This window comes from Sphingomonas sp. CV7422 (genome assembly GCF_027945725.1).
Lineage (GTDB): Bacteria > Pseudomonadota > Alphaproteobacteria > Sphingomonadales > Sphingomonadaceae > Sphingomonas > Sphingomonas kyungheensis.
The window spans coordinates 749,108-772,093 of the sequence record NZ_CP115900.1 but is presented as its reverse complement, the minus strand read 5'-3'; the positions used below and the strand labels follow the sequence as shown (position 1 = coordinate 772,093).

The 22,986-nt window shown below is 68.9% G+C and carries 26 protein-coding genes; 14 read left to right on the top strand and 12 right to left on the bottom strand.

From position 1 onward, the window contains the following. Positions 1 to 42 precede the first annotated feature (42 nt). Entirely contained in the window at positions 43 to 774 is a 732-nt protein-coding gene (locus tag PBN85_RS03700) for a response regulator (RefSeq protein WP_443026762.1), read from the top strand. Continuing rightward, complete coding sequence (locus tag PBN85_RS03695; protein ID WP_037534934.1) at positions 771 to 2,114, top strand: HAMP domain-containing sensor histidine kinase; 1,344 nt, start codon at positions 771 to 773, stop codon at positions 2,112 to 2,114. Before PBN85_RS03700 ends, PBN85_RS03695 begins: the two co-directional genes overlap by 4 nt. Positions 2,115 to 2,159: 45 nt before the next feature. On the opposite strand, the gene PBN85_RS03690 is transcribed toward PBN85_RS03695, so the two are convergent. Genes PBN85_RS03690 through PBN85_RS03680 form a run of 3 tightly spaced genes read right to left on the bottom strand, consistent with a single transcriptional unit; the run spans position 2,160 to position 4,858 of the window. Next, positions 2,160 to 3,389 carry an SAM-dependent methyltransferase gene (locus PBN85_RS03690; protein ID WP_271300832.1) on the bottom strand — a complete coding sequence of 410 codons (1,230 nt, stop codon included), beginning with the start codon at positions 3,387 to 3,389 and terminating at the stop codon, positions 2,160 to 2,162. Between the two features lie 18 nt (positions 3,390 to 3,407). After that, positions 3,408 to 4,154 carry a molybdopterin-dependent oxidoreductase gene (locus tag PBN85_RS03685; RefSeq protein ID WP_037534933.1) on the bottom strand — a complete coding sequence of 249 codons (747 nt, stop codon included), beginning with the start codon at positions 4,152 to 4,154 and terminating at the stop codon, positions 3,408 to 3,410. Further along, positions 4,151 to 4,858 (bottom strand): cytochrome b/b6 domain-containing protein, encoded by a 708-nt coding sequence (locus PBN85_RS03680; protein WP_271300190.1) that lies wholly within the window; start codon positions 4,856 to 4,858, stop codon positions 4,151 to 4,153. The genes PBN85_RS03685 and PBN85_RS03680 overlap by 4 nt, the downstream gene beginning before the upstream one ends. 26 nt (positions 4,859 to 4,884) lie before the next feature. Between PBN85_RS03680 and PBN85_RS03675 the strand changes: the two genes are divergently transcribed. Both PBN85_RS03675 and PBN85_RS03670 read left to right on the top strand, forming a co-directional pair. Next, positions 4,885 to 5,502 (top strand): flavin reductase family protein, encoded by a 618-nt coding sequence (locus PBN85_RS03675; RefSeq protein ID WP_271300189.1) that lies wholly within the window; start codon positions 4,885 to 4,887, stop codon positions 5,500 to 5,502. Between the two features lie 100 nt (positions 5,503 to 5,602). Then, on the top strand, positions 5,603 to 6,892 hold the full coding sequence (locus tag PBN85_RS03670) for an MFS transporter (RefSeq protein WP_037534930.1): 1,290 nt from the start codon (positions 5,603 to 5,605) through the stop codon (positions 6,890 to 6,892). Between the two features lie 12 nt (positions 6,893 to 6,904). Here PBN85_RS03670 and PBN85_RS03665 read toward each other — a convergent pair whose 3' ends face one another. After that, a complete protein-coding gene (locus PBN85_RS03665) occupies positions 6,905 to 7,072 on the bottom strand; it encodes a hypothetical protein (RefSeq protein WP_200870430.1) in 168 nt (55 codons plus the stop codon). 98 nt (positions 7,073 to 7,170) lie between these two features. Here PBN85_RS03665 and PBN85_RS03660 point away from each other — a divergent pair, with 98 nt between their 5' ends. Both PBN85_RS03660 and PBN85_RS03655 read left to right on the top strand, forming a co-directional pair. After that, entirely contained in the window at positions 7,171 to 7,671 is a 501-nt protein-coding gene (locus PBN85_RS03660; protein WP_037534929.1) for a GreA/GreB family elongation factor, read from the top strand. Between the two features lie 174 nt (positions 7,672 to 7,845). Further along, positions 7,846 to 8,013, top strand: coding sequence for a hypothetical protein (locus PBN85_RS03655; protein WP_153810804.1), 168 nt, complete (start codon positions 7,846 to 7,848; stop codon positions 8,011 to 8,013). Between the two features lie 132 nt (positions 8,014 to 8,145). Here PBN85_RS03655 and PBN85_RS03650 read toward each other — a convergent pair whose 3' ends face one another. Beyond that, on the bottom strand, positions 8,146 to 8,538 hold the full coding sequence (locus tag PBN85_RS03650) for an EF-hand domain-containing protein (RefSeq protein WP_235199758.1): 393 nt from the start codon (positions 8,536 to 8,538) through the stop codon (positions 8,146 to 8,148). A gap of 133 nt (positions 8,539 to 8,671) precedes the next feature. On the opposite strand from PBN85_RS03650, the gene PBN85_RS03645 reads away from it, so the two are divergent. The 3 genes from PBN85_RS03645 (at position 8,672) to PBN85_RS03635 (ending at position 13,436) form a co-directional block, all read left to right on the top strand. Then, on the top strand, positions 8,672 to 9,889 hold the full coding sequence (locus PBN85_RS03645) for an argininosuccinate synthase (protein ID WP_037534927.1): 1,218 nt from the start codon (positions 8,672 to 8,674) through the stop codon (positions 9,887 to 9,889). Positions 9,890 to 10,034: 145 nt separating this feature from the next. Next, positions 10,035 to 11,798, top strand: a complete 1,764-nt coding sequence (locus PBN85_RS03640; RefSeq protein ID WP_271300188.1) for a hypothetical protein — start codon at positions 10,035 to 10,037, stop codon at positions 11,796 to 11,798. Between the two features lie 9 nt (positions 11,799 to 11,807). Then, the gene (locus tag PBN85_RS03635; RefSeq protein WP_271300187.1) at positions 11,808 to 13,436 is read left to right on the top strand and encodes a hypothetical protein; all 1,629 of its coding nucleotides are present in this window, start codon (positions 11,808 to 11,810) and stop codon (positions 13,434 to 13,436) included. Here the strand turns inward: PBN85_RS03635 and PBN85_RS03630 are convergent. From PBN85_RS03630 to PBN85_RS03615, 4 genes are all read right to left on the bottom strand, one after another. Continuing rightward, on the bottom strand, positions 13,417 to 14,553 hold the full coding sequence (locus PBN85_RS03630) for a GNAT family N-acetyltransferase (RefSeq protein WP_271300186.1): 1,137 nt from the start codon (positions 14,551 to 14,553) through the stop codon (positions 13,417 to 13,419). The two genes, PBN85_RS03635 and PBN85_RS03630, sit on opposite strands and share 20 nt — an antisense overlap. Before the next feature lie 63 nt (positions 14,554 to 14,616). Then, positions 14,617 to 15,081, bottom strand: coding sequence for a RidA family protein (locus PBN85_RS03625; RefSeq protein WP_037534924.1), 465 nt, complete (start codon positions 15,079 to 15,081; stop codon positions 14,617 to 14,619). A gap of 249 nt (positions 15,082 to 15,330) precedes the next feature. After that, positions 15,331 to 15,957 (bottom strand): HAD family hydrolase, encoded by a 627-nt coding sequence (locus PBN85_RS03620; RefSeq protein WP_271300185.1) that lies wholly within the window; start codon positions 15,955 to 15,957, stop codon positions 15,331 to 15,333. Continuing rightward, positions 15,954 to 16,229: a DUF3572 domain-containing protein gene (locus tag PBN85_RS03615; protein ID WP_037534922.1), complete on the bottom strand. Its 276-nt coding sequence runs from the start codon at positions 16,227 to 16,229 to the stop codon at positions 15,954 to 15,956. The genes PBN85_RS03620 and PBN85_RS03615 overlap by 4 nt, the downstream gene beginning before the upstream one ends. A gap of 36 nt (positions 16,230 to 16,265) precedes the next feature. Here PBN85_RS03615 and PBN85_RS03610 point away from each other — a divergent pair, with 36 nt between their 5' ends. Beyond that, positions 16,266 to 16,628, top strand: coding sequence for a response regulator (locus tag PBN85_RS03610; protein WP_037534955.1), 363 nt, complete (start codon positions 16,266 to 16,268; stop codon positions 16,626 to 16,628). A gap of 417 nt (positions 16,629 to 17,045) precedes the next feature. Here the strand turns inward: PBN85_RS03610 and rpmG are convergent, their stop codons facing one another. Then, positions 17,046 to 17,213, bottom strand: coding sequence for a 50S ribosomal protein L33 (gene rpmG / locus PBN85_RS03605; RefSeq protein ID WP_017977469.1), 168 nt, complete (start codon positions 17,211 to 17,213; stop codon positions 17,046 to 17,048). Between the two features lie 207 nt (positions 17,214 to 17,420). Between rpmG and PBN85_RS03600 the strand changes: the two genes are divergently transcribed. From PBN85_RS03600 to PBN85_RS03590, 3 genes are all read left to right on the top strand, one after another. Then, complete coding sequence (locus PBN85_RS03600) at positions 17,421 to 17,987, top strand: TMEM165/GDT1 family protein (protein ID WP_271300184.1); 567 nt, start codon at positions 17,421 to 17,423, stop codon at positions 17,985 to 17,987. 95 nt (positions 17,988 to 18,082) lie between these two features. Further along, the gene (locus PBN85_RS03595) at positions 18,083 to 18,574 is read left to right on the top strand and encodes a Dps family protein (protein ID WP_271300183.1); all 492 of its coding nucleotides are present in this window, start codon (positions 18,083 to 18,085) and stop codon (positions 18,572 to 18,574) included. A 74-nt stretch (positions 18,575 to 18,648) separates the two neighbouring features. Beyond that, entirely contained in the window at positions 18,649 to 20,244 is a 1,596-nt protein-coding gene (locus tag PBN85_RS03590; RefSeq protein ID WP_271300182.1) for a cisplatin damage response ATP-dependent DNA ligase, read from the top strand. A gap of 33 nt (positions 20,245 to 20,277) precedes the next feature. On the opposite strand, the gene PBN85_RS03585 is transcribed toward PBN85_RS03590, so the two are convergent. Further along, complete coding sequence (locus PBN85_RS03585; protein ID WP_037534918.1) at positions 20,278 to 21,126, bottom strand: glutaminyl-peptide cyclotransferase; 849 nt, start codon at positions 21,124 to 21,126, stop codon at positions 20,278 to 20,280. Positions 21,127 to 21,242: 116 nt separating this feature from the next. Continuing rightward, a complete protein-coding gene (locus tag PBN85_RS03580; RefSeq protein WP_271300181.1) occupies positions 21,243 to 22,076 on the bottom strand; it encodes a cold-shock protein in 834 nt (277 codons plus the stop codon). Between the two features lie 284 nt (positions 22,077 to 22,360). Between PBN85_RS03580 and PBN85_RS03575 the strand changes: the two genes are divergently transcribed. Then, positions 22,361 to 22,981 (top strand): ribonuclease D, encoded by a 621-nt coding sequence (locus PBN85_RS03575; RefSeq protein WP_271300180.1) that lies wholly within the window; start codon positions 22,361 to 22,363, stop codon positions 22,979 to 22,981. The last annotated feature ends 5 nt before the right edge of the window (positions 22,982 to 22,986 follow it).

The following is a 22,986-nucleotide window of genomic DNA, read 5'->3' as shown; positions in this document are numbered from 1 at the left end:
GGTTATTCGGGAGAAACATTTTGCCGCCAGAAGGGGAGCATGATGAGCCAACAGCATAATGCGACGGCGACGGGGGACGAAGCGGCGGCGATCCTGGTGGTCGACGACGATCGTGAGATCCGCTCGCTGCTGACCGAAAGCCTCGGCGCGCGCGGCTATCGCGTGCAGGCCGCCGCCAACACCCGCGAGATGGACAGCGTGCTCGAACGCGAGCGGATCGACGCGGTACTGCTCGACGTGATGATGCCGGGCGAGGACGGCATCTCCGCCTGTCGCCGGATCACCCGCGACGGCGGCCCGACCGTGATCATGCTGAGCGCGCTCGGCGAGGAGCGCGACCGGATCGTCGGGCTGGAGATCGGCGCGAGCCACTATCTCACCAAGCCGTGCAGCGCCCGCGAGGTGATCGCCACCGTCCGCGCCGCCTTGCGCAGCCGTCATCAGGCGGAGCCCGCCGACCGGTCGCGACTGACCTTCGATGGCTGGACGATGGACCTGATGGCGCACGAATTGTTCGATGCGCAGGGCGTGCTGGTCGGCCTCACCGACGGGGAATTCGCGCTGCTGCGCGTCTTCGCCGAACGGCCGCGGCGCGTGCTGTCGCGCGAATTGCTGCTCGAGGCGGCGCGCGGCCCCAATTCCGACGCCTTCGATCGGGCGATCGATGTCCAGATCAGCCGGCTGCGGCGCAAGCTGCGCAGCGGCGGCGACGACATCATCCGCACCATCCGCAACGAAGGCTATCTGTTCGTGCCGGCGGTGGCGCGCGCATGACCGCCAACCGGCCGGTCCGACCGGCGGTGCGTTGGGTAAGCAAGTCGCTGTTCTGGCGCGTCTTCCTCGTGATGCTGCTGAGTGTCGCGGCGGTGCAGGCGCTCAACGTGGCGCTGGTCGTGTTCCTCACCCCGCCGACGCCGCGCATCTTCTCGGTGCCGCAGGTCGCCAATGCGCTGCGCTCCGGGCAGGATGCGACCGGCGAGGTGCTGGTGACGCGCGAGGCGAGCAACCCCGCCCCCGCCGATCCGCGCGGCACGCGGATCAGCCGGCTGATCGCGATGCAGCTCGATCTGCCGCCGGCGCGCGTCCACGTCCAGTTCGGCGGGCCGCCGCCACTCGTCTTCGGGCCGCTGCCGCCGCGCGGCGGGTTCGGCGACCGGCCGCCGCCCGACGCGCGCAACCAGATCCTGTTCGGCCATTTCACCGTCGCGGTGGAGCAGCGCGACGGCAGCTGGCGGGTGGCGCGCGCGGCGCATACCGGCTTCGAAAGCTGGCGGTGGCGCGCCTTTCAGTGGCTGCTCGCCGCGCTGCTCGCGGTCGCCCCCTTCGCCTGGCTGCTCGCACGACGGCTGACCAAGCCGATCGCCGCCTTCGGTGCCGCGGCGGAGCGGCTCGGCCGTGATCCGCGCGCCGCGCCGCTGCCGCTCGGCGGGCCGGCGGAGATCGCCGAGGCGGCGGCGGCGTTCAACCGGATGCAGGCGCGGCTCAACCGCTATGTCGAGGACCGCACGATGATGATCGCCGCGATCGCGCACGATCTGCGTACGCCCCTGATGCGGCTCGGCCTGCGGCTCGAACGCGCGCCGGAACCGCTGCGCAGCGCGAGCGAGGCGGACATCCGCGACATGCAGGCGATGATCCAGGCCGCGCTCGCCTTCTTCCGCGACGGCACGCAGGCGGTCGAACGCCGCCGGCTCGACCTGCGCTCGCTGGTCGAGAGCGTCACCGACGACCTCGCCGATCATGGCGAGCCGGTGGTGCTCCACGACGGCGATCCGCTGGTGATCGAGGGCGACGCCGCCGCGCTGAAATCGCTAGTCGCCAATCTGGTCGGCAATGCGCTCAAATATGCCGGCGACGCCGAGGTGACGCTGGCGCGGATCGACGGCCATGCGCTGATCGAGGTGCGCGATCACGGCCCCGGCATTCCGCCCGAGGACGTCCACCGCCTGTTCGAGCCGTTCTTCCGCGGCGAACGGTCGCGCAACCGCGACACCGGCGGCATCGGCCTCGGCCTCAGCAGCGTCCGCGGCGTCGCCCGCGCGCATGGCGGCGACGCGACGATCGCCAACCACCCGCAAGCGGGCGCGGTGGCGCGGGTGACCTTGCCGGTGTGAGAGCGGCCGGCTGTAAGCCGGTGCCGCCGGAGCGCAACGTTGCGGCTATCGCCCTCGCAACGCGCGCTCACCCTCGAACATATAATCCCGCGTGATCGGCAGCGCGGTGCGGCTGCGGCTGAACTGGATCTGGAAATTGACCAGCCCGCCATTCTCGAAGGCATTGGCCGCGCCGGCGAGATAGAAGGTCCACATCCGGTAGAAGCGCTCGTCGTACAAGGCGACGATCGCGTCGCGCGCCGCCACCGTGCGGCGATACCATTCGTGCAGCGTATAGGCATAGTGCAGCCGCAGGATCTCGACGTCGGTGAGGAACATCTTCAGCCCCTCGAACGCCGCGATCGTCTCTGACAAGGCGGGGTTGTAGCCGCCCGGGAAGATATATTTGGTCGTCCAGTCGTCGGTGACGCTGGGCGGCCCGAGCCGGCCGATCGTGTGGATCAGCGCGACACCCTCCGGTGCGAGGAGGTCGCGGCATTTGCGGAAGTAGGCCCGGTATTGCGGCGGGCCGACATGTTCGAACATGCCCACCGAGACGATGCGGTCGAACTGGCCCTCGACGCGGCGATAGTCGATCAGCTCGAACCGTACCTTGTCGGCGACGCCCGCCGCCGCGGCGCGTTCGCGCGCGATCTTGAGCTGTTCTTCCGACAGGGTCACGCCAAGCACTTCGACGCCGAAATGCTTGTTGAGATACAGCGCCATGCCGCCCCAGCCACAGCCGATGTCGAGCACCGTCATGCCCGGCTTCAGCGCCAGCTTGGCGGCGACATGCGCGAGCTTGTCCGACTGCGCCTGTTCGAGGCTGTTGTCGGGATCGGTATAATAGGCGCAGCTATATTGCTTGTCGGCATCGAGAAAGAGATCGTAGAGCCGCGCCGACAGATCATAATGATGCGCGACATTCTGCTTGGAGCGGCGCTCCATGTTGATCCGGTCGAGCCGGTGCTTGATTGCGCCGACGCCGCGCACCACCGCCGAGGGCTGGAGCGCGTTCTGGCCATGCTCATAGGCGCTGTTGTGCTTCATCAGCCGGACGAGGCCCATGATGTCGTCGCCGTCGACGGTCATCCGCCCGTCCATATACATCTCGCCCGCGGCGAGCGCGGGGTTGCGGACGATGCGACCGGCGACGCCATTATCCTGGAACCGCAGCTGGATATGACCGAGGTCGGGATCGGGCGTGCCGAAGGTGGCGGGGGGTTTGCCGGGACGGTGGAGGGTGAGTTGGCCACGCTTGACGGCGCGGCTGAGGAACATGTCGATCAGCGCCATGCGCGCCGCCATAATCGCCTATATGCCAGCATACCAATCGTAATCGACATTGTCCTCCCAATAGCCGCCCTTGCCCTTGCCGATCGCGGCGAGGCTGGCCACCGCGGTGATGCCGGTGACGTATTTGGCGTGCTTGTAGCCGAGCTGGCGCTCGACGCGCAGCCGCACCGGGGCGCCATGCGGGACGGTGAGCCGCGCGCCGTTCATCTTGAGCGCGAGAATCGTCTGCGGGTGGAAGGCGTCGACGGTGTCGATCGATTCGTAATAGGGCTGGCCGTTGTAGAGGTCGGCGCAGGTAAAGACGACGTAGCGCGCCGAGCGGCGCACCCCCGCGGCCTGGAGCACCGTGCCGAGCATCGGCCCCTGCCACTGGCCGATCGCGCTCCACCCCTCGACGCAATCGTGGCGGGTGATCTGGCTGCGCGCGGGCATCGCGGCGAGCTGATCGAGCGACAGCGACAGCGGCCGGTCGACCAGCCCGTCGACGGCGAGCCGGTAGCTGCTGAACTGGTCGGCGACCATTGCGGCATAAGCCGGCGTACCGGGATCGCGCGTGCCGTTGGCGCGGAAGATCGGCGACATCTGCTCGCGGGTGAATTCCGGCGCGAGCGCGCCGCGATCGAGCAACGCACGTTGCAGGCCGCGATGCATGTCCTCGCCCGCGAACAGGATCTTGCGCGCCTGCGGGATCGCGGCGACCTTGTCGCAGCCGGCGAGCAGCAGCCCGGCGCCTGCCGTCAGGAGCGAACGACGGGGGAGGATCATGCCTCGGGGACCTTCCACTTGCCGGTGATCATCGAGCGCAGTTCGTTGCCTGCGCCGGCGAGGATGACGAGCGCCACATGGACGACGATGAACGCGCCGACCAGCGTGGCGGTGACGAAATGCAGCGAGCGCGCCGACTGGCGGCCGTCGAACAGATCGAGCAACCAGGGCCAGGCCGCGTCCATCCCCGGCGACAGCGCCAGCCCGGTGGCGATCATCATCGGCAGCGCGACGAAGAGGACGAGGATGTAGCTCCACTTCTGGAGGCTGTTGTAGGCGGCAGGATCGTCGGCGTCGTGAAAACGCAGGTTGAGATGATCGCGCACGTCCGCGGCCAGATGCGCGGGGCTGACATCGGCGCGGCGCAAAGCGAGCTTGCGCGCGAAATGGCGGTTGATCAGGCTGACGATCATATAGCCGAGCAGGCCGAAGGCGAAGACCAGCGCGAACAGCAGGTGCCAGCGGCGCGAGATGGCGAGATTGTAGTTGGCGGGAATCGTTATCCACGCCGGAAAGCGCGGCAGCTGCGCCCAGGCATGGTCGAAATTCGCCCCGTAACGCCCCCAGTAGAGCCGCGGATGCGCGTTGGAGATGCCAAGGCCGCTGCCGAGCAGGATGACGACCGATACGGCGTTGACCCAATGCCACAGCCGCGTCGCCAGCGCGTGGCGGACGATCGACGTTCCGGGAGTGTTTGCGTCCATTCCCGCATCATAGCAGTTAAGCAGCGATGATCGACTGGCATTTCTACGAACCGCGCGACGGCCACCGGCTGCCGCATGATCCCCTCAACGCGATGGTCGCGCCGCGTCCGATCGGCTGGATCAGCAGCGTCTCGGCGGACGGCGTGCCCAACGTCGCGCCGTACAGCTTCTTCAACCTGATCAATTATACGCCGCCGCTGATCGCCTTCTCCTCGATGGGCTGGAAGGACAGCGTCGCCAATATCGCGGCGACCGGCGAATTCGTCTGGAACCTCGCGACGCGCGAACTCGCCGAGGCGATGAACGCGACCGCGGCGGCGGTGGCGGCGGAGGTCGACGAGTTCGACCTCGCCGGGCTGGAGACGCTGCCGTCGCGGCTGGTCGCGCCGGCACGGGTCGCGGCGAGCCCGGTGGCGTTCGAATGCCGGCTTACCCAGCTGATCCGCCTCAAGGACCGGCAGGGCGCCGACCTCGACCAATATCTGGTGATCGGCGAGGCGGTCGGCATCCATATCGACAGTGCGATGCTCGACGACGGCGTCTATCAGACCGCCCGTCCCCGCCCGATTCTGCGCGGCGGCGGTCCGGCCGATTATTTCGAGGTGACGCCCGAGACGCGCTTCACGATGCGCCGGCCGGGCTGAGGGCGCGGGCGGGTGCGCGGATGCGCCTTCCCCGTTGGCGTGCCCCGCTCCGTCCGCTATGCCGATCACAATAGCGCCACGATTGAAGGCCGTTGATCGCATGTTGAATGCCATGGGGTTGCTGAAGCAGCGCCGCTTCCTGCCCCTCTTCACCACCCAGTTCCTCGGCGCCTTCAACGACAATCTGTTCAAGACGTCGATGGTGCTGTTCGCGACCTATGCGATCTTCAACGATCCGCATATGGAAACGAACTTCAACGCGCTGGCGACGGGGATCGCCATCCTGCCGTTCTTCCTGTTCTCGGCGCTCGCCGGGCAGCTCGCCGACAGCCACGACAAGGCGCGGATCATCCGCATCGTCAAGACCGCGGAAATCGGCATCATGCTGCTCGGCGCGGCGGGGCTGATGGTGGCGCGCGCCGGCCTGCCGACGCTCGGCGTCGGGCTGATGCTCGGCGCGGTGCTGTTCCTCGGCGTCCACTCGACCTTCTTCGGCCCGATCAAATATGCGATCCTGCCGCAGCACCTCAAACCGCACGACGTGCTCGGCGGCACCGGGCTGGTCGAGGCGGGGACCTATCTCGCCATCCTGCTCGGCACGATCGTGGCCGGCTATGTGCCGATCGAGGGCGCGGCGATCCTCGTGCTGGTCGTCGCGGCGATCGGCTGGTTCGCGGCGCGCTTCGTGCCGCCGGCGCCGCGCGAGGGGCCGCGGCTGACGCTCAACTACAATCCCTTCTCCGCCTCGTGGCGGCTGATCCGCACGACGATGCACATTCCGCGGCTGTTCCTGGCGATCTGCGCGATCAGCTTCTTCTGGACGATCGGCGCGGTGCTGATCATCATCTTCCCGCCGCTGGTCAAGAACGTGCTCACCGCCGACAAGATGGTGGCGAGCGGCGCGATCGCGGTCTTCTCGGTCGGCGTCGCGATCGGATCGGTGGTCATCAACACGATGCTGCGCGGACGGATCAGCGCGCGCTATTCGCCGCTGTCGGTAATCGCGATGGGCGGGTTCGTCGTCGTCTTCTCCTTGCTCTGCCGCACCTGGGTGCCGGCGCCGCCGGGGCAATTCTACGACTGGACGCAATTCGTCGCGCAGCCGCGCAGCATCCCGATCATGCTGTCGCTGCTCGCGATCGCCACCACCGGCGGCATGTTCGTCGTACCGCTCTATGCCTTCCTGACCACCACGGTGGAGAAGGACCAGACCGCGCGCACCGTCGCGGCGAACAACGTCGTCAATTCGGGGGCGATGACGCTGGGTTCGATCGCGGCGATCGGGATCAACCTCGCCGGCGTGCAGCCGGTCGACATGCTGTTCCTCGTCGCCGCCATGTGCCTGATCTCCGCCTGGATCGCACAGCGACTGCATCGCGCCTGCGACTGAGCGGCGCCGCCGCTAGAACAGGAACGTGTAGAAGCAGGTGAAGAAGGCGGCGAAGCTGAGCAGGAACAGCTTCCAGTCCGAATCGTCGCCGCGCCGGGCGTCGGGTGCCACCGGCGGCGGCAGAGTCTGCCGGAAGGGATGGCGGGCGGCTTCATTGGTGAGGACTAGGCGTCTGGTCATGGCGACCGGGTTAACGAATTGTTTACGAATTGGACCAGTGGCTAAGGTGGTTAATATCCGGCTGTCCGACTGTGGGACGCAATTGTAGGAGTAGATCGATGAGCGTCGCCTTTCGCCGCGAGAGCGACGAGGAACATCTCGAACCCAAATTCGAATTGCCGATCCCGCGTGCGCCCAATCGCGTCACCGCCGCGGGCCAGCGGCTGATCGCGACGCGGATCGCCGAACTGGAGGCCGCGCTGGCGACGGCGGCGCCCGATGCGGTCGACGCGCTGCGCCGCGACCTGCGCTATTGGCAGACGCGCCGCACCACCGCGATCCCGACCGCGGCGCCCGAGGATGGCAGCGCCGGCTTCGGCACGCGGGTGACGATCCGGCTCGGCGGACGGGAGCGGACGATCGACATCGTCGGCGACGACGAGGCGGACCCCGCCGCCGACCGGCTGGGCTATGGCGCGCCGCTGGCGCAGGCGCTGTTCGGGGCGGAGGTCGGCGACCGGCTGGCGTTCAACGGCCGTGACGAGACGATCGAGGTGCTGGCGGTCGCGCCGATCGATGCCGCCGAGGGGCCGAGCTACGAAGCCGGGGGGGCTTCGTAGCTCGACGGTCGGGCACCGGGGAGCGCCCGGACGTCGACGGGTGAGTGGGAGAGAACGCCGCCGACAGCGGCTGCGATACGGGCGGCATGTTGCTCCGATATGTCTGGGATCGACCGAACCGGACATCTGCCTGCAATCCGCCGGCGCGATGGCCTGCGGCGAAGGAGCCTCGCCATGCCGGCACCGCCGCCGATCGCCACCTGCCTTGCGACCCGCCACCGCCCCGGCCGCAGCCGCAGCGAGACCGACGGCATCCGCCGCGCCCGCTGCCTGTGCTGCGGCCTGCTCCTGATGCGGACCGCGATCAGCCGGCGATGGATCATCGCGGATCGGCTGGGGTAGCGGCCGGGCCGGGGAGTCGGCCGTGATCGATCGTCGCGCCCGGACCGACGGCCATCACACCGCCGGTCCGGGCATCATGATGCCGGGCGCAGCGGGGCATGCCCGTCCGGCGCCTGGTCTCGGCAGATCGTGCTAGCGCCCCTTGGGTACCGGTGCCGGCGCGATGATCGCCGAGCGCGCGGCGTTGCGTTCCTCGACGCTGACGACGCCGTCGTGGTTGGTGTCGTAGCGATAGGCCAGGGCGCGGAACAGGCCCTGCATCTCGGTCGGCGTCACCTTGCCGTCGTGATTGGCATCGGCGGTGTTGAACCAGGCGGCGCTGATCGCCTTGGCCTTGCCCGGCGGCATCTTGTTCTTGCCGACATCCATCCTCGCGACGCGCGCGTCGATCTCGGCGCGGGTCAGCACGCCGTCGTGATTGGCGTCGGTGCGGTCGAACTCTGCCTGCAATTTGGGATCGATCTTCTCCGCCGCCAGCGCCGGGGTGGCGAGCAGCAGCGGCAGGATGACGAGCAACGGACGCATGATATCTCCGGTCGAACGAAAGGATTGCGCCCGCTTAGGCGCGGGCGTTTAAACCCATCGTGAACGCAACCGTTGCGCCACCGCGCCCGGACGCTTAGTGGCGCGGCGACTTGCCCTATCCAAGGATGCTGCCGTGACCGATCAGATCAACCGCGTCGTTCTCGCCTATTCGGGTGGGCTGGATACGAGCGTGATCCTGAAATGGCTCCAACAGACGTACAATTGCGAGGTGGTGACCTTCACCGCAGACCTCGGCCAGGGCGAGGAGCTGGAGCCGGCGCGTCAGAAGGCGCAGATGGCCGGCGTCAAGCCCGAGCATATCTTCATCGACGATCTGCGCGAGGAGTTCGTCCGCGACTACGTCTTCCCGATGATGCGCTCCAATGCCCTGTACGAGGGGCTGTACCTGCTCGGCACGTCGATCGCGCGGCCGCTGATCGCCAAGCGCCAGATCGAGATCGCGCGGCAGGTCGGCGCCGATGCGGTCAGCCACGGCGCGACCGGCAAGGGCAACGACCAGGTCCGCTTCGAACTCGGCTATTATGCGCTCGCGCCCGACATCAAGGTGATCGCGCCGTGGCGCGAATGGGACCTGACCAGCCGCACCCGGCTGATCGAATTCGCCGAACAGCATCAGATTCCGGTCAGCAAGGACAAGCGCGGCGAATCGCCCTTCTCGACCGACGCCAATCTGCTGCACACCTCGTCCGAGGGAAAGGTGCTCGAGGATCCGTGGGAGGAGGTGCCGGACTATGTCTATTCGCGCACCGTCAACCCGGAGGATGCGCCCGACGCGCCCGAATATATCACGATCGACTTCGAGCGCGGCGACGGCGTCGCGCTCAACGGCGAGGCGACCAGCCCGGCGACGCTGCTGGCCAAGCTCAACGAGCTCGGCCGCCGTCACGGCATCGGCCGGCTCGATCTGGTCGAGAATCGCTTCGTCGGCATGAAGAGCCGCGGCATGTACGAAACGCCGGGCGGCACCATCTATCATCTCGCCCATCGCGGCATCGAGCAGATCACGCTCGACCGCGGCGCCGCGCACCTCAAGGACGAACTGGCGCCGCGCTATGCCGAGCTGATCTACAACGGCTTCTGGTTCTCGCCGGAGCGCGAGATGCTGCAGGCCGCGATCGACCACAGCCAGGCCAAGGTGTCGGGCACGGTGCGGCTCAAGCTCTACAAGGGCGGCGTCTATATCGTCGGCCGCAAGTCGCCCAATTCGCTCTATTCGGAAAAGGTCGTCACCTTCGAGGACGATCAGGGCGCCTATGACCAGCGCGACGCGGCGGGCTTCATCAAGCTCAACGCGCTGAGGCTGCGCCTGCTCGGGCGGCGCGATCGGTAAAGGATAGCGCGACGAGGCGGCAAGCGGCGATAGCCAGCCTGTCCCAGGCGGCGGCCCCAAAGGGGTAACGTGGCGTGACCGCCGCCTGGCGCCTCGTCACCGCCCTTAAACCCGCCTTAACCACCCTCCCCGCACAATCGCCGCCATGGCCCGGCGGCTCCGATCCGATACGCTGATCGCAGCCGTGCTGGCGCTGCTGCTCGGCCTCGTCTGGACGATCCGCGCCAGCTCCGATCTCGGGCAGCTCCGCCTGCCCGATACCGACGACGTGATGCGGCTCGCGCAGATTCGCGACTGGCTGGCCGGTCAACCATTCGGCGATCTGCGTCAGCATCGCCTCGCGGGCGGCTTGCCGATGCACTGGACGCGACTGGCCGATCTCGGCCCCGCGGCGATCATCGTTGCGCTGCGGCCGCTGCTCGGCAGCCACACCGCCGAGGTGATCGCGGTCACCGTCTGGCCGATCGTACTGTTCGCCGTCGCGCTGCGGCTCGTCATCCGTATCGCCCGGCGACTGGGCGGGGAGCGGGTCGCGGCCACCGCCGGAGTAATTGCCGCGCTCGCCTATCCGGCGACGACGGTCTTCCTGCCGGGGCGGATCGATCATCACGGCTTGCAGCTCGTGCTGTTGCTCGCCGGCATCGCCGGGCTGCTCGCCCGCGATGCGTGCGGCGCGGCGCTCGCCGGCGGCTGTACGGCGGCGAGCCTGATCGTCGGGCTGGAGACCGCGCCGCTGCTCGCGCTCGCCGGCCTCTGGCTCGTCGCGGGATGGGCACGGCACCGCGTCGCCGGCGCGACGCTGGCCGCCTTCGCGCTCGGCCTGCTCCTCACCCTGATCGTCGGCCGCGCGCTGTTCGCGAGCGCTGACTTTGCCTATCCGGCCTGCGACGGCTTAACCCGCATCGCCTGGCGCGCGTTCCTGGCGCCCGCCGGCGCGGTGCTGCTGCTGGCGCTGCTCGACCGGCTCTTGACCGGTCACCGGCTCCGCTGGGTCGCGGTGATCGCGCTCGGCGGCGGCGCCGTCGCGTTGGGGCTCGCCCTGTCGCCGCAATGTCTGCATCCCTATGGCGCGGTCGATCCACGGATCGCCGCGCTCTGGCTGAATCAGGTCGGCGAGGCGCAGTCGATCCGGTCGGCGCCCGTCGCGACGAGCTTCGGCTATGCCGGGCTGCCGCTCGTCGGCTTCGCGGCGACCCTATGGCAGATGGCCCGCCGCCGCGGCCTCGCGTCGCACAGGGGAACGCCCGGAGACACCGCGAGCGGCATGGCGGCAGAGACACGTCCCGGCTGGGAGCTGATCGCCTTGCTGCTCGCCGGCGCGCTCGCGATCACCGCGGTGCAGCTGCGGGGCGCCTATCCCGCCGCCCTGCTCGCCGCACCCGCCCTCGCCGCGATGGTCGCCGCGGCGCGTGACAGCGGTCCGGCGGCGCTGGTCGCGAGCTGGCTCGCCGCCGCCGGCATCCTCTACCCGCTCGCCGCCCGAGCCCTGCCCTCGCCGACCGGCGAGGCGAGCGTCGGTCGCGGCGATTGCGGTGCGCCGGCGATGATCGCGACGCTCGACCGCCTGCCGCCGGGGCGCGTGATCGCGCCGGTCGATGCCGGGGCGTGGATTATCGGCGGCACGCAAGACACCGTGCTCGCCGCCCCCTATCATCGCGACGGCGCCGGACTGCGCGCGGTCTACGCCTTCTACGCCGCGCCGGCAGGCGTTGCCGCCGCCACCGCCGACCGGCTCGGCGCGCACTATCTGCTCGCCTGCGCGGCCCTTCCCGGCGCGCACCGCCGCGGCAGCGCTGCCGCCGCGCTCGCCCGCGGCACCCTGCCCGGCTTCGCCACCGTCGCCGTTTTGCCGGACGGCGCCCGCATCATCGCGCGGAACCGCTTGTCGGGGGGCGCTCCGCCCGCGTAAGGCGGTCGGATGCAGGGGCATAAGCTGCACTGGTGGCAAACGCGCTGGTTCGTCGTGGCGATGGTGATCGCGACGACGATTCCCTTATGGTGGCCGGACATCCCGCCGCTGGTCGACTTGCCCGGCCATATGGGGCGCTATCGCGTCCAGCTCGACGGCGCGGCCTATCCCTGGCTCGCCGACTGGTATGATTTCCGCTGGGCGCTGATCGGCAATCTCGGCGTCGACCTGCTGATCGAGCCGCTGACGCCGATCTTCGGGCTCGAGCTGGCGGTCAAGCTGATCGTCATGGCAATCCCGGCGCTGACCGTCTCGGGCCTGTTGTGGATCGCGCGCGAGGTGCACGGCCGGATCCCCGCCACCGCCTTGTTCGCGCTGCCGCTCGCCTACAGCTATCCGTTCCAGTTCGGCTTCGTCAATTTCGCGCTGTCGATGGCGCTGGCGCTCAACCTGTTCGCATTGTGGCTGCGGATGGGGCGGCTCGGCAGCCTGCGGCTGCGCGCGATCCTGTTCGTGCCGCTGTCCTGCGCCTTATGGGTCTGCCATACCTTCGGCTGGGGCGTGCTCGGCATCCTCGCCTTCTCCGCCGAGATGATCCGCCAGCACGACCTGCGCAAGGACGGGCCTGATGTGCCGGGAGGGGGCGGGCATTGGGCGGAGAGCTGGGCGCGCGCCGCGATCGGCTGCCTGCCGCTTGCCTTGCCCTTCCTGATGATGGTGCTGTGGCGGTCGGGCGATCACGTCACCGGCAAGACGATGGACTGGTTCAACTGGCGCGCCAAGGTCAACTGGATCATCATGGTGCTGCGCGATCGCTGGATGGCGTTCGACCTCGCTTCGGCGACCATCCTGTTCGTCATCCTGTTCAAGGGGATGCGCGACGACCGCATCGAATATTCGCGCAACCTGCTGCTCTCGGCGCTGTTCCTCAGCGCGATCTTCGTGCTGCTGCCGCGCATCGTCTTCGGCTCGGCCTATGCCGACATGCGGCTGGCGCCGTTCGTCATCGCGATCGCGCTGATCGCGCTGCGTCCGCGGCGCGGCCTGTCGTTCCGCGGCGCCGCGACGCTTGCCGCGCTCGGCCTCGCCTTCTTCGGCGCGCGGCTCGTCGCGACGACGGTGAGCTATGGGATGTTCGATGCGGAATACGACCGCACGCTCGCCGCGCTCGACCGCGTGCCCAAGGGCGCGCGGCTGCTCACCATGGTCGGGCGCACCTGCCGGGACGAATGGCTCTATTCGCGGCTCGAACATGCCGCCGGCATCGCGCTCGAACGCCGCATCGCTTATGCCAACGACCAATGGTCGATGGCGGGCGGGCAGCTGCTCACCGTCCGCTATACGCCGGCCGGCGCCTTCGCGCACGATCCCTCGCAGCTCGTCACCGACCGGCGCTGTCGCGGCGAATGGTGGCGGCCGCTGCGCGTCTCGCTCGCCTATCTGCCGCGCGACGCCTTCGACTATGTCTGGCTGATCAATCCGGCACCGGTCGAGCCCGAATACCTCACCGGCCTGACCCCGATCTGGCGGAGCGGCCGCGACGTGCTCTACCGGATCGATGATCGCAGCCGGCCCAAGGTGACGCTCGATCCCGATCTGCTGCCGCCGCGGCGGCGGCTTATCCCCCGCGCTTCCTGAACGGCGCAAGCTCGGCGAGATAGCTTTGCTCGTCGCTGACGGCGGCACGCTCGCGCACCAGGAAGTCGCTGATCGCGCGGCGGAAGCCCGCGTCGGGAATATAATGCGCCGACCAGGTCGGCACCGGCACATAGCCGCGCGCCAATTTATGCTCGCCCTGCGCCCCCGCCTCGACCGTCCTGAGCCCGCGCGCGATCGCCGCGTCGATCGCCTGATAATAGCAGAGCTCGAAATGGAGGAACGGCACCTCCTCGGTACAGCCCCAATAGCGGCCGTAGAGCGTCTCCTCGCCGATCAGGTTGAGCGCCCCGGCGATCGGCCGGCCGTCGCGCTCGGCGAGGATCAGCAACACGTCGTCGCCCATCGCCGCGCCGAGCAGCGGGAAGAAGCTGCGGGTCAGATACGGCCGCCCCCATTTGCGGCTGCCGGTATCCTGATAGAAGGTCCAGAAGGCGTCCCAATGCTCCGGCCGGATCTCGGCGCCGCTGAGGTGGCGGATGGTCAGCCCCTCCACCGCAGCGGCACGTTCCTTGCGGATCGCCTTGCGCTTGCGGCTGGCGAGCGCGCCGAGGAAATCGTCGAACGTGGCATAGCCGTCGTTCGCCCAGTGGAATTGCGTCCCCTCGCGGATCAGCCAGCCGGCCTGTTCAAACGCCGGGACCTGATCGGGACTGACGAAAGTGGCATGCGCCGACGACAGGTCATGCTGGTCGGTCACCGCCTCCAGCGCGGCGATCAGCGCCGGCGCGGCACCGGGATCGCGCAGCAGCAGCCGTGGCCCCGGCACCGGGCTGAACGGCGCGGCGACCTGCAGCTTGGGATAATATTGGCCGCCGGCCCGCTCCCAGGCGTCGGCCCAGGCATGGTCGAAGACATATTCGCCCTGGCTGTGGCTCTTGGCATAGGCCGGGGCGATCGCCACCGGCACGCCGGCGGCATCGTCGACGACGATCGGGATCGGCTGCCACCCCGATCGTCCGCCGGTGCTGCCCGATTCCTCGAGCGCGGCGAGGAAGGCGTGGCGGACGAAGGGGTTGGCGGTGCCGGCGCAGGCATTCCATTGCTCGGCCGGGATCGCGCGGACCCCGTCGACAAGGCGGGCGGCAAGCGGGCTCATGCGGCGAAGGACGATAGGGTCATCGCCCGCCGATATAGGTCATGAACCGCGCTTGGGCAGGGGTCAGGCCAGTTCGATGATCGCATCCACCTCGACCGCGGCGCCGAGCGGCAGCACCGGTACGCCGACCGCACTGCGCGCATGCTTGCCGGATTCGCCGAACAGCGCGACCATCAGCTCCGACGCGCCGTTGGCGACCTTGGGCTGATCGGTGAAATCGGCGGCCGAATTGACGAACACGCCGAGCTTGACGATCCGCTTGACCCGCGACAGGTCGCCGCCGAGATGCTTCTTGATCTGCGCGACGATCATCAGCCCGCACAGCCGCGCCGCCTCCTGTCCGTCCTCGAGTGACACGCCGTCGCCGAGCCGGCCGGTGACGAGCTGTCCCGCCTTGAACGGCAACTGCCCCGACAGGTGGAGCATCCCGCCCGCCTCGACCACCGGCACATAGGCCGCGACCGGTGCCGCCGCCTCGGGCAGCGACAGGCCGAGCTCCTCAAGCTTGCGATCGACGTGCGTGGTCATGCGAAGTCCTTTCGGGAAGATGGCGGGTGCGTCTAGCCGATTTGCCGCGCCGGTGGAACGGGTGCGTTTGGCGGCGATGGGAGTCGTTCGCTCCTCATGCGGCGGCCTGTCCCACCCCCTTCGTCATCCCGGCGCAGGCCGGGATCCATGGAGGCGGGTGGCTGGCGGCGGCGCGCGACGGCGATGGCGCCGTGTCCATGGATCCCGGCTTGCGCCGGGATGACGAAGCTGAGGGAGGATCGCCCCCGCCTACGCGTCCGCCCCCACCCCCGCCGCGAAGCGCGCGGCGATCCAAGCGCCCGCCTCACGCCAGTCGTCGATCCGCGCATGCGCGAACGGCGCCGGCGGCACCCGCGGCGCGAGCGTCGGTTCGGACACCATGTGCAGCCGGTGGACCGCCGGCGCATGGTCCGCGACCGACTGGTGATGCGTGGCGAGATCGTCGACGAACACCGTCACCGGGTCGCCATATTCCGCCCGCAGCCGCGCCACCGGCTCACCCTTGCCGCCCTGATTGCACTCGACGCGATGCGCGATGCCGAAGCGGGCGAGCTGCACGATCCGCGCCGGCTTGCACGCATCGGTGATGTTGGTGAGCACGACGATATCCGCCTGCGTCGCGAGCTGCGCCAGCGCCTCGGCGGCGTGCGGCACCAGCGTCTGCCGGTCCATCTCCGCCGGGAAGAAGCCGCCGAGCAGCGCCCACATCTCGTCGCGGGTCGGCGCCGGACCGCCGTCGCGGCGGCGCAGGCTGTTGGCGAAATCCTCGCCGTCGGGGGTGAAGTCGATATCATGCGCCTCGCCCACCCAGGCGCCGAAATGCTTGACCATGTGCAGCAGCACTTCGTCGCAATCGGTGATCAGCAGCGGTCTCATCGGGCCTCCAGCATCGCATGGGCGGCGACCAGCGCCTCGGGCGAGACGCCGAGCGCCTCCGCGCAGGCGATCAGATCGGGTTCGTAGGATTCGAGATAGGCGATCACCGCCGCCAGCACCGCCGGCTCGCCGGCACGTGCGCGCAGATCGTCGGGGAAGAGGCCGGTGACCGCGATCAGCCGGTCGGCGCGGTCCGGCTCGCCGATCGTCCAGACCAGCGCCTGCAGGCCGAGCACGTCGGCATCCGGGAGATTTGTATCGCGTGCGCGCATTGCCTATCGTCCGATCTTGGAAGGGTGGTGACGCACGTGGCGAAACGGGTACTCGTTGTCGAGGACAACGAACTCAACCTCAAACTGTTCTGCGATCTGCTGCGGGCCCACGGCATCGCGGCCGAGCCGGTGCGCGACGGCCGCGAGGCGGTGGCCCGCGCGCGCGAGCTGGTTCCCGACCTCATCATCATGGACATCCAGATGCCGCACGTCACCGGCTATGAGCTGATCCTCGAACTGATGGCGGACGAGCAGCTGCGCGCGATTCCGGTGATGGCGGTGACCGCTTATGCCGGCCGCGACGACGAGGATCGCATCCGTGCCGCCGGGGCACGCTCCTACGTCTCCAAGCCGATCAGCCTCGCGCGCTTCATGGAAGCGGTGAACGCGTTGCTGTAGGGGGAGCGGGCCGGCGCCGGCTGCGCGGGCGCGCATATGAAGACGCCCTGCCGAGCCGGCGGGGCATCGACAGGGCGTCGCGCGCTTCGTAGCCCTTGCCCCCCGAAAAGGGCCAGATGCTGCGAGCATGGTAGAAAACTACCCGACGCCGCTGCGGTTCCGCGACCCAAAAACCAAGGGCGGCGCCCTCCCGTGGAGACCACCGCCCTTAGCCCGTAGTGACGCGATACAGGGCAACCGGACGATCCGGTGCCAGACGCCGCTATGCCGTAAGAAGATGAACGCAAGGTGTCCGAAGCACGCCCGAATCAAGGCGCTGGTGCAAGCATCCCGCGGACATGCGCAATGCCGCCGGCACCCGTGGCGCCGGCGGCATTGCGATCATCACCCGCAGACGGCAGAACGCCGCCGCGAGGGTTACTTGATCTTGGCTTCCTTGAACTCGACGTGCTTGCGCACGACGGGATCATACTTGCTGAAGCTCAGCTTCTCGGTCTTCGTCCGCGGGTTCTTCTTGGTGACGTAGAAGAAGCCGGTGTCGGCGGTGCTGACGAGCTTGATCTTGACGGTAGTCGGCTTGGCCATGAGCCCCAAATCCTGAAAACAAGGAGAGCGGCAGCACCAACGCCGCCGCTCGATCAGTCGCGGCGCATGGCGGATAGGCGCGGCAAAGTCAACCGTCGACGGCACGATCCTGTCCCCTTAACCAGCCGCTTACCGTCCGCGCCCATGGTCGCGCGGTCACAGGGGGCGGGACATGCAGACGGATCGGCATAGCATAGGGGACGATCGTTGGACGCGCTGATGGCGGCGCTGGTCGCGGCGGCGCTCGCCCAGATCGGCGATCGTCCGGCGGCGCTCGCTGCGATCCTCGCCGATCGCTACCGCATGCCGCTGCGCGTCATCCTCGCGGCCGCGCTGGCGCTGCTCGCCGCCGGGCTGATCGCTGCCGCGGCGGGCGCGTGGCTCGCGCCGCATCTGACACCCGAGGCGAAACAGCTGTTCCTTGCGCTCGCGCTGCTGTTGCAGGGTGGCGGTGCGTTGTTGCCGGCGAAAGCGCCCGAACGGCTCGCCGGCTGGCGGATCGGCGGCTTCGCCACCAGCGCCGCCGGATTGTTCATCCTCGCCTTCGGGGACGGCATCCAGTTCATCGTCGTCGCGCTCGCCGCGCGTGCCGCCCTCCCCTGGCTCGCCGCGGTCGGCGCGATGCTGGGATCGCTGGCGGTGATCGCCCCTGCCGCGATCCTCGGCGAGCGCGACTGGCGGCGCCTGCCGCTCGCTCCCGCCCGTCGCATCGTCGGGATCCTGTTCGTCCTCGTCGCCCTCTGGCTCGGGCTCGGCGCGCTGCGGCTGATCTGAGCCGTCGATCATCGACATCACCAAAATGGCCCCACCGTGCGGAGCGTTTGCGCTATCGGATCGTTGCCGCAACGATCCCATTCACGGAGACTGACATGGCCGACATCAACCCGGCGTTGAGCACGCCGACCGATCTCAGCAACACCCGCTCGGTGGCGGACGCGCTCAACGCGTCGCTCGCCGACTGCTATGCGCTGTACCTCAAGACCAAGAACTTCCACTGGCACGTCTCGGGCCCGCATTTCCGCGACTATCACCTGCTGCTCGACGATCAGGCGGCGCAGATCCTCGGCGTCACCGATGCGATCGCCGAACGCGTCCGCAAGACCGGCAATACGACGCTGCGCTCGATCGGCGACATCAGCCGCCGCCAGTCGATCGTCGACAACGACCTCGACTTCGTCGACGCCGCGTCGATGCTCGCCGAACTGCGCGAGGACAATTTGAAGCTCGTCGAGGGCTTCCGCGTCGTCAAGGATGCCGCGGACGCGGCACGCGACAATGCCACTAGCGGCATCGTCGACGATTGGACCGACGAGGCCGAAGAGCGCGCCTGGTTCCTGTTCGAGGCCAGCCGCAAGGGCTGAGGCGTCGCGACGGCGGGTGTATCATCCACCCGCCGTCGACGGAGCGGAACGCCCTCCCTGCGCGTTTCCCGGTCATGCACGCTTTCGCCGCGCTCCTCGATTCGCTCATCTACACGCGCGGGCGCAACGCCAAGCTCAAGCTGATCGTCGACTATCTCCACGCCACGCCCGATCCCGACCGCGGCTGGGCGATGGCGGCACTGACCGGCGATCTCGACCTGCCCGGCGTCAAGCCGGCACAGATCCGCGCGTTGATCGAGGCGCGCGTCGACCCGGTGCTGTTCCGGATGAGCCGCGACTACGTCGGCGACACCGCCGAGACGGTGGCGCTGCTCTGGCCGGCCCCCGTGGTGCCCCCGGCCCCGGCGCCACCGCTGTCGATCAGCGCGGCGATCGACGCGCTCCGCCACCTGTCGCGCTCGGATGCGCCCGGCGTCCTTGCCGCGATGCTCGACCGGCTCGATGCCGAGGAACGGTTCGCACTGCTCAAGATGGCGACCGGCGGCCTGCGCATCGGTGTCTCCGCGCGACTCGCCAAGACGGCGCTGGCGCAGGCCTTCGGACTCGACGTCGATGTGGTCGAGGAGGTGTGGCATGGTCTCGCCCCGCCCTATGCCCGCCTGTTCGCCTGGGCGGAGGGCAAGGGCGACCAGCCGACCGCCGCCAACGTCCCGGTCTTCCGCCCCTTCATGCTCGCGCACGGGCTGGAGGATGCGCAGGTCGATCTCGCCGATTACGCCGCCGAATGGAAATGGGACGGGATCCGCGTCCAGATCGTCCATGTCGCCGGCCAGACCCGCCTGTACAGCCGCACCGGCGACGACGTCACCGCCAGCTTCCCCGACGTTGCCGCCGCCTTCACCACCCCCGGCACGGTCGACGGCGAGTTGCTCGTCAAGGGCGAGGTGCAGGGCGGCACGCTCGAGGATGGCGGCGGCGCGGCGAGCTTCAATGCGCTCCAGCAGCGACTCGGCCGCAAGCAGGTGTCGGCGAAGATGCTCGCCGAATATCCCGCCTTCGTCCGCCTCTACGATATCCTGCTCGACGGCGACGAGGATCTGCGCGCGCTGCCGTGGACCGAGCGGCGGGCCCGGCTCGAAGCCTTCGTGCCGCGGCTCGACCGCGATCGCTTCGACATCAGCCAGGTCATCACCGCGGCGAGCTTCACCGAGCTGGAGGCGATCCGTGCCGGTGCGCGCGATGCCGCGATCGAGGGCGTGATGCTCAAGCGCCGCGACTCGCCCTATGTCGGTGGTCGTCGTGCCGGCCTGTGGTACAAATGGAAGCGCGATCCGCTCACCGCCGATTGCGTCATCATGTATGCGCAGCGCGGTAACGGGCGTCGCTCCTCCTATTACAGCGACTATACGTTCGGCTGCTGGACCGAGGAGGGCGAATTGCTGCCGGTCGGCAAGGCCTATTCAGGGATCACCGACGAGGAATTGCGCATGCTCGACAGTTTCGTGCGCCGCCACACGCTCGCCCGCTTCGGCCCGGTGCGCGAGGTCGAGAAGTCGCTGGTGCTGGAGATCGCGTTCGATTCGATCCACGGCTCGACCCGCCACAAATCGGGCGTCGCGATGCGCTTCCCCCGCATCGCCCGCATCCGCACCGACAAACCGGCGGCGGAAGCCGACCGGATCGAGACGTTGCGCAAGCTGGTGACGTGAGGGGCACGTCGCCGTCAGCCGATCCGGCGCGCCTCAGTTCGCCCGGCCGACCTCTTCGCCGATCTTGATCTCGAACAGCGTCGGCCAGTATTTGCCCGTCACGAACAACCGGTCGTGCGCGGCGTCATAGGCGATGCCGTTCGGCACCGCGTCCGGGTCGCTCGCCTGTACCTCGGCGATCAGCGGGCGCAGGTCGATCAGGCCGTCGACCCGTCCGCTCGCCGGGTCGATCCGCGCGATGAAGCCGGTCATCCACACGTTGGCGAGGATACGGCCGCCGACAAATTCGAGCTCGTTGAGCTTGGCGAGCGGCCGCCCGTTGAGCGTCACCGCGATCCGGCCGCGCTCGGTAAAGCCGGCGGGGTCGATCCGCCGCAGCGTCGGCGTGCCGTCGGAGAGCAGCAGCGAACCGCCGTCGCTCGTCATCCCCCAACCCTCACCCGTATAGTGGAACGGCGCGCCGACCCGCTTGAGCGTCGGCAGCGTCCAGCGGAAGCCGATCCCGGTCTTCCACGTCAGGCTGAGCAGGCTGTTCTTCCAGCAGCCGATCCCCTCGCCGAACAGATCGGGCGTCAGCCGCGCCCGCGCGAGCACCTTGCCGGTGGCGAGATCGACGCGGCGGATGTCCGACGCGCCTTCCTTGCCGGTGCTTTCGTAGAGCGTGCCGTTGCAGAACAGCAGCCCCTCGGTGAAGGCATCGCGATCGTGCGGGAAGCGCGCGACGACGTTGGCGGCATAGACCGGGGTGCCGGTTTCCGGTGGCGGCGCGGCGGCCGACGGCGGCGGGACGCTTGCCTGAGGCGTCGGCGCCGCGACATGCCACGCCGACGCGCCGAGCGCCCCGATCAGCCCCACCACCAGCGTCAGCTTGACCACCTGCATATCCTCACATCCGCCCGTCCGGCACGCCACGCCTATCGCCTGTCCTATGCCGAAACGCAAAAGGCCCGGCGCCGCGATCTGCGGAGCCGGGCCTTTCACTGATCGGGTCGGGACCGTTACGACGCGGCCGAGAGGTTCACCGCGGCATATTTGCCGCGACGATCGACTTCGAGTTCGAACTGGAGACGATCGCCCTCGTTGAGCGTCGCCATGCCGGCACGCTCGACCGCCGATATGTGAACGAACGCATCGGGCTGGCCATCGTCGCGCTGAATGAAGCCGAAGCCCTTCATCGCGTTGAAGAACTTGACGACGCCCGTCGCCTTCTCGCCGGTCAGCTGACGCTGCGGCGCGCCACCGGCACCGCCGGCCCGCGGGCCACGATCGCCGAAGCCGCCTTCGCGGGGCTCGCGCGGCGCACGCTCGGTCACCGCCATCGGCTCGCCGTCGATCTTCAGCTCGGTCGCCGAGATGCGGCCGCCGCGGTCGACGAGGGTGAAGCCGAGCGGCTGGCCTTCGGCGAGCGAGCTCATGCCCGCCTGCTCGACCGCCGAGATGTGCACGAACACGTCCTCGCCGCCGTCATCACGGACGACGAAGCCGAAGCCCTTCTGCGCGTTGAAGAACTTTACGACGCCCGTGCCTTCGCCGACAACCTGCGGGGGCATGCCGCGGCCACCGCCGCTGAACCCGCCGCCACCGCCGCCGCCGAAGCCGCCGCCACCGCCGCCGCCACGGTACCCGCCGCCGCCGCCGCCGAAGCCGCCGCGATCGCCGCCGCCGAAGCCGCCACCACCGAAGCCGCCGCGGTCACCGCCACCGAAGCCGCCACCGCCGAAACCGCCGCCGCCGAAGCCGCCACCGAAATCGCTGCTGCCGCCACCGAAATCGTCGCGCTTGTCGCGACCACGTCCGCCACGATTGCCGCGGCCACCTTTGTCGTAACCCATAACCCTATTCGTCTTCCCGGTTCGCCCGCATCCAATCCGTGACAAGAACCCGTGCGCCGGACGACGAACGCGAGCCCTCGGGCGCGAAACCTATTGCGCCTTGGGAATCGCCATAGCGCAGAAAACAAGTCCCCGCGAATGAAATCGTCGCGTTATTGTCCCATGGCTGCGCGAATATTGCCGCATCGTCGCCGATCCGGCACGCCGTGCCGCACCCGGGCCGGCCTGCCGCGCGTCGACGCTTAACCGTTGAGCATCGCGACGTTGCAGCGTAGGGCGGGCGCATGACCGTTCACTTCCACGAGGAAGACCTCCCCGCCGATGTCTTCGCCCCCGGCGCGTCGATCGCCGTCGATACCGAGACGATGGGGCTGATCACGCCGCGCGACCGTCTCTGCGTCGTGCAATTGTCCGATGGCGGGCCGGACGAGCATCTCGTCCGCTTCGGCCCCGACAGCGACTATGCCGCGCCCAACCTCAAGGCGCTGCTCGCCGATCCGGCGCGCGTCAAACTCTACCATTACGGCCGGTTCGACATCGCCGCGCTGCGGCATTACCTCGGCATCGTCGCCGCGCCCGCCTATGACACCAAGATCGCGTCGCGGCTGATCCGCACCTATACCGATCGCCACGGCCTCAAGGAGCTGGTGCGTGAGCTGCTCGGCCAGGAGCTCAGCAAGCAGCAGCAATCGTCCGACTGGGGCTCGCCCGACCTGTCCGACGCGCAGAAGGAATATGCGGCGAGCGACGTGCGCTACCTCCACCGCCTCCAGGCCGAGCTCAACCGGCGGCTGGAGCGCGAGGGGCGGATGGCGATGGCGCAGGCCTGTTTCGACTTCCTGCCGACCCGCGCCGCGCTCGACCTCGCGGGCTGGCCGGAAATCGACATCTTCGCCCATGCGTAGGCGCG

Coding starts and splice junctions, on each gene's coding strand:
- PBN85_RS03700 (WP_443026762.1), top strand. CDS start 43: ATGAGCCAACAGCATAATGCGACGGCGACGGGGGACGAAGCGGCGGCG.
- PBN85_RS03695 (WP_037534934.1), top strand. CDS start 771: ATGACCGCCAACCGGCCGGTCCGACCGGCGGTGCGTTGGGTAAGCAAG.
- PBN85_RS03690 (WP_271300832.1), bottom strand. CDS start 3,389: ATGGCGCTGATCGACATGTTCCTCAGCCGCGCCGTCAAGCGTGGCCAA.
- PBN85_RS03685 (WP_037534933.1), bottom strand. CDS start 4,154: ATGATCCTCCCCCGTCGTTCGCTCCTGACGGCAGGCGCCGGGCTGCTG.
- PBN85_RS03680 (WP_271300190.1), bottom strand. CDS start 4,858: ATGGACGCAAACACTCCCGGAACGTCGATCGTCCGCCACGCGCTGGCG.
- PBN85_RS03675 (WP_271300189.1), top strand. CDS start 4,885: ATGATCGACTGGCATTTCTACGAACCGCGCGACGGCCACCGGCTGCCG.
- PBN85_RS03670 (WP_037534930.1), top strand. CDS start 5,603: ATGTTGAATGCCATGGGGTTGCTGAAGCAGCGCCGCTTCCTGCCCCTC.
- PBN85_RS03665 (WP_200870430.1), bottom strand. CDS start 7,072: ATGACCAGACGCCTAGTCCTCACCAATGAAGCCGCCCGCCATCCCTTC.
- PBN85_RS03660 (WP_037534929.1), top strand. CDS start 7,171: ATGAGCGTCGCCTTTCGCCGCGAGAGCGACGAGGAACATCTCGAACCC.
- PBN85_RS03655 (WP_153810804.1), top strand. CDS start 7,846: ATGCCGGCACCGCCGCCGATCGCCACCTGCCTTGCGACCCGCCACCGC.
- PBN85_RS03650 (WP_235199758.1), bottom strand. CDS start 8,538: ATGCGTCCGTTGCTCGTCATCCTGCCGCTGCTGCTCGCCACCCCGGCG.
- PBN85_RS03640 (WP_271300188.1), top strand. CDS start 10,035: ATGGCCCGGCGGCTCCGATCCGATACGCTGATCGCAGCCGTGCTGGCG.
- PBN85_RS03635 (WP_271300187.1), top strand. CDS start 11,808: ATGCAGGGGCATAAGCTGCACTGGTGGCAAACGCGCTGGTTCGTCGTG.
- PBN85_RS03630 (WP_271300186.1), bottom strand. CDS start 14,553: ATGAGCCCGCTTGCCGCCCGCCTTGTCGACGGGGTCCGCGCGATCCCG.
- PBN85_RS03625 (WP_037534924.1), bottom strand. CDS start 15,081: ATGACCACGCACGTCGATCGCAAGCTTGAGGAGCTCGGCCTGTCGCTG.
- PBN85_RS03620 (WP_271300185.1), bottom strand. CDS start 15,957: ATGAGACCGCTGCTGATCACCGATTGCGACGAAGTGCTGCTGCACATG.
- PBN85_RS03615 (WP_037534922.1), bottom strand. CDS start 16,229: ATGCGCGCACGCGATACAAATCTCCCGGATGCCGACGTGCTCGGCCTG.
- rpmG (WP_017977469.1), bottom strand. CDS start 17,213: ATGGCCAAGCCGACTACCGTCAAGATCAAGCTCGTCAGCACCGCCGAC.
- PBN85_RS03595 (WP_271300183.1), top strand. CDS start 18,083: ATGGCCGACATCAACCCGGCGTTGAGCACGCCGACCGATCTCAGCAAC.
- PBN85_RS03590 (WP_271300182.1), top strand. CDS start 18,649: ATGCACGCTTTCGCCGCGCTCCTCGATTCGCTCATCTACACGCGCGGG.
- PBN85_RS03585 (WP_037534918.1), bottom strand. CDS start 21,126: ATGCAGGTGGTCAAGCTGACGCTGGTGGTGGGGCTGATCGGGGCGCTC.
- PBN85_RS03580 (WP_271300181.1), bottom strand. CDS start 22,076: ATGGGTTACGACAAAGGTGGCCGCGGCAATCGTGGCGGACGTGGTCGC.
- PBN85_RS03575 (WP_271300180.1), top strand. CDS start 22,361: ATGACCGTTCACTTCCACGAGGAAGACCTCCCCGCCGATGTCTTCGCC.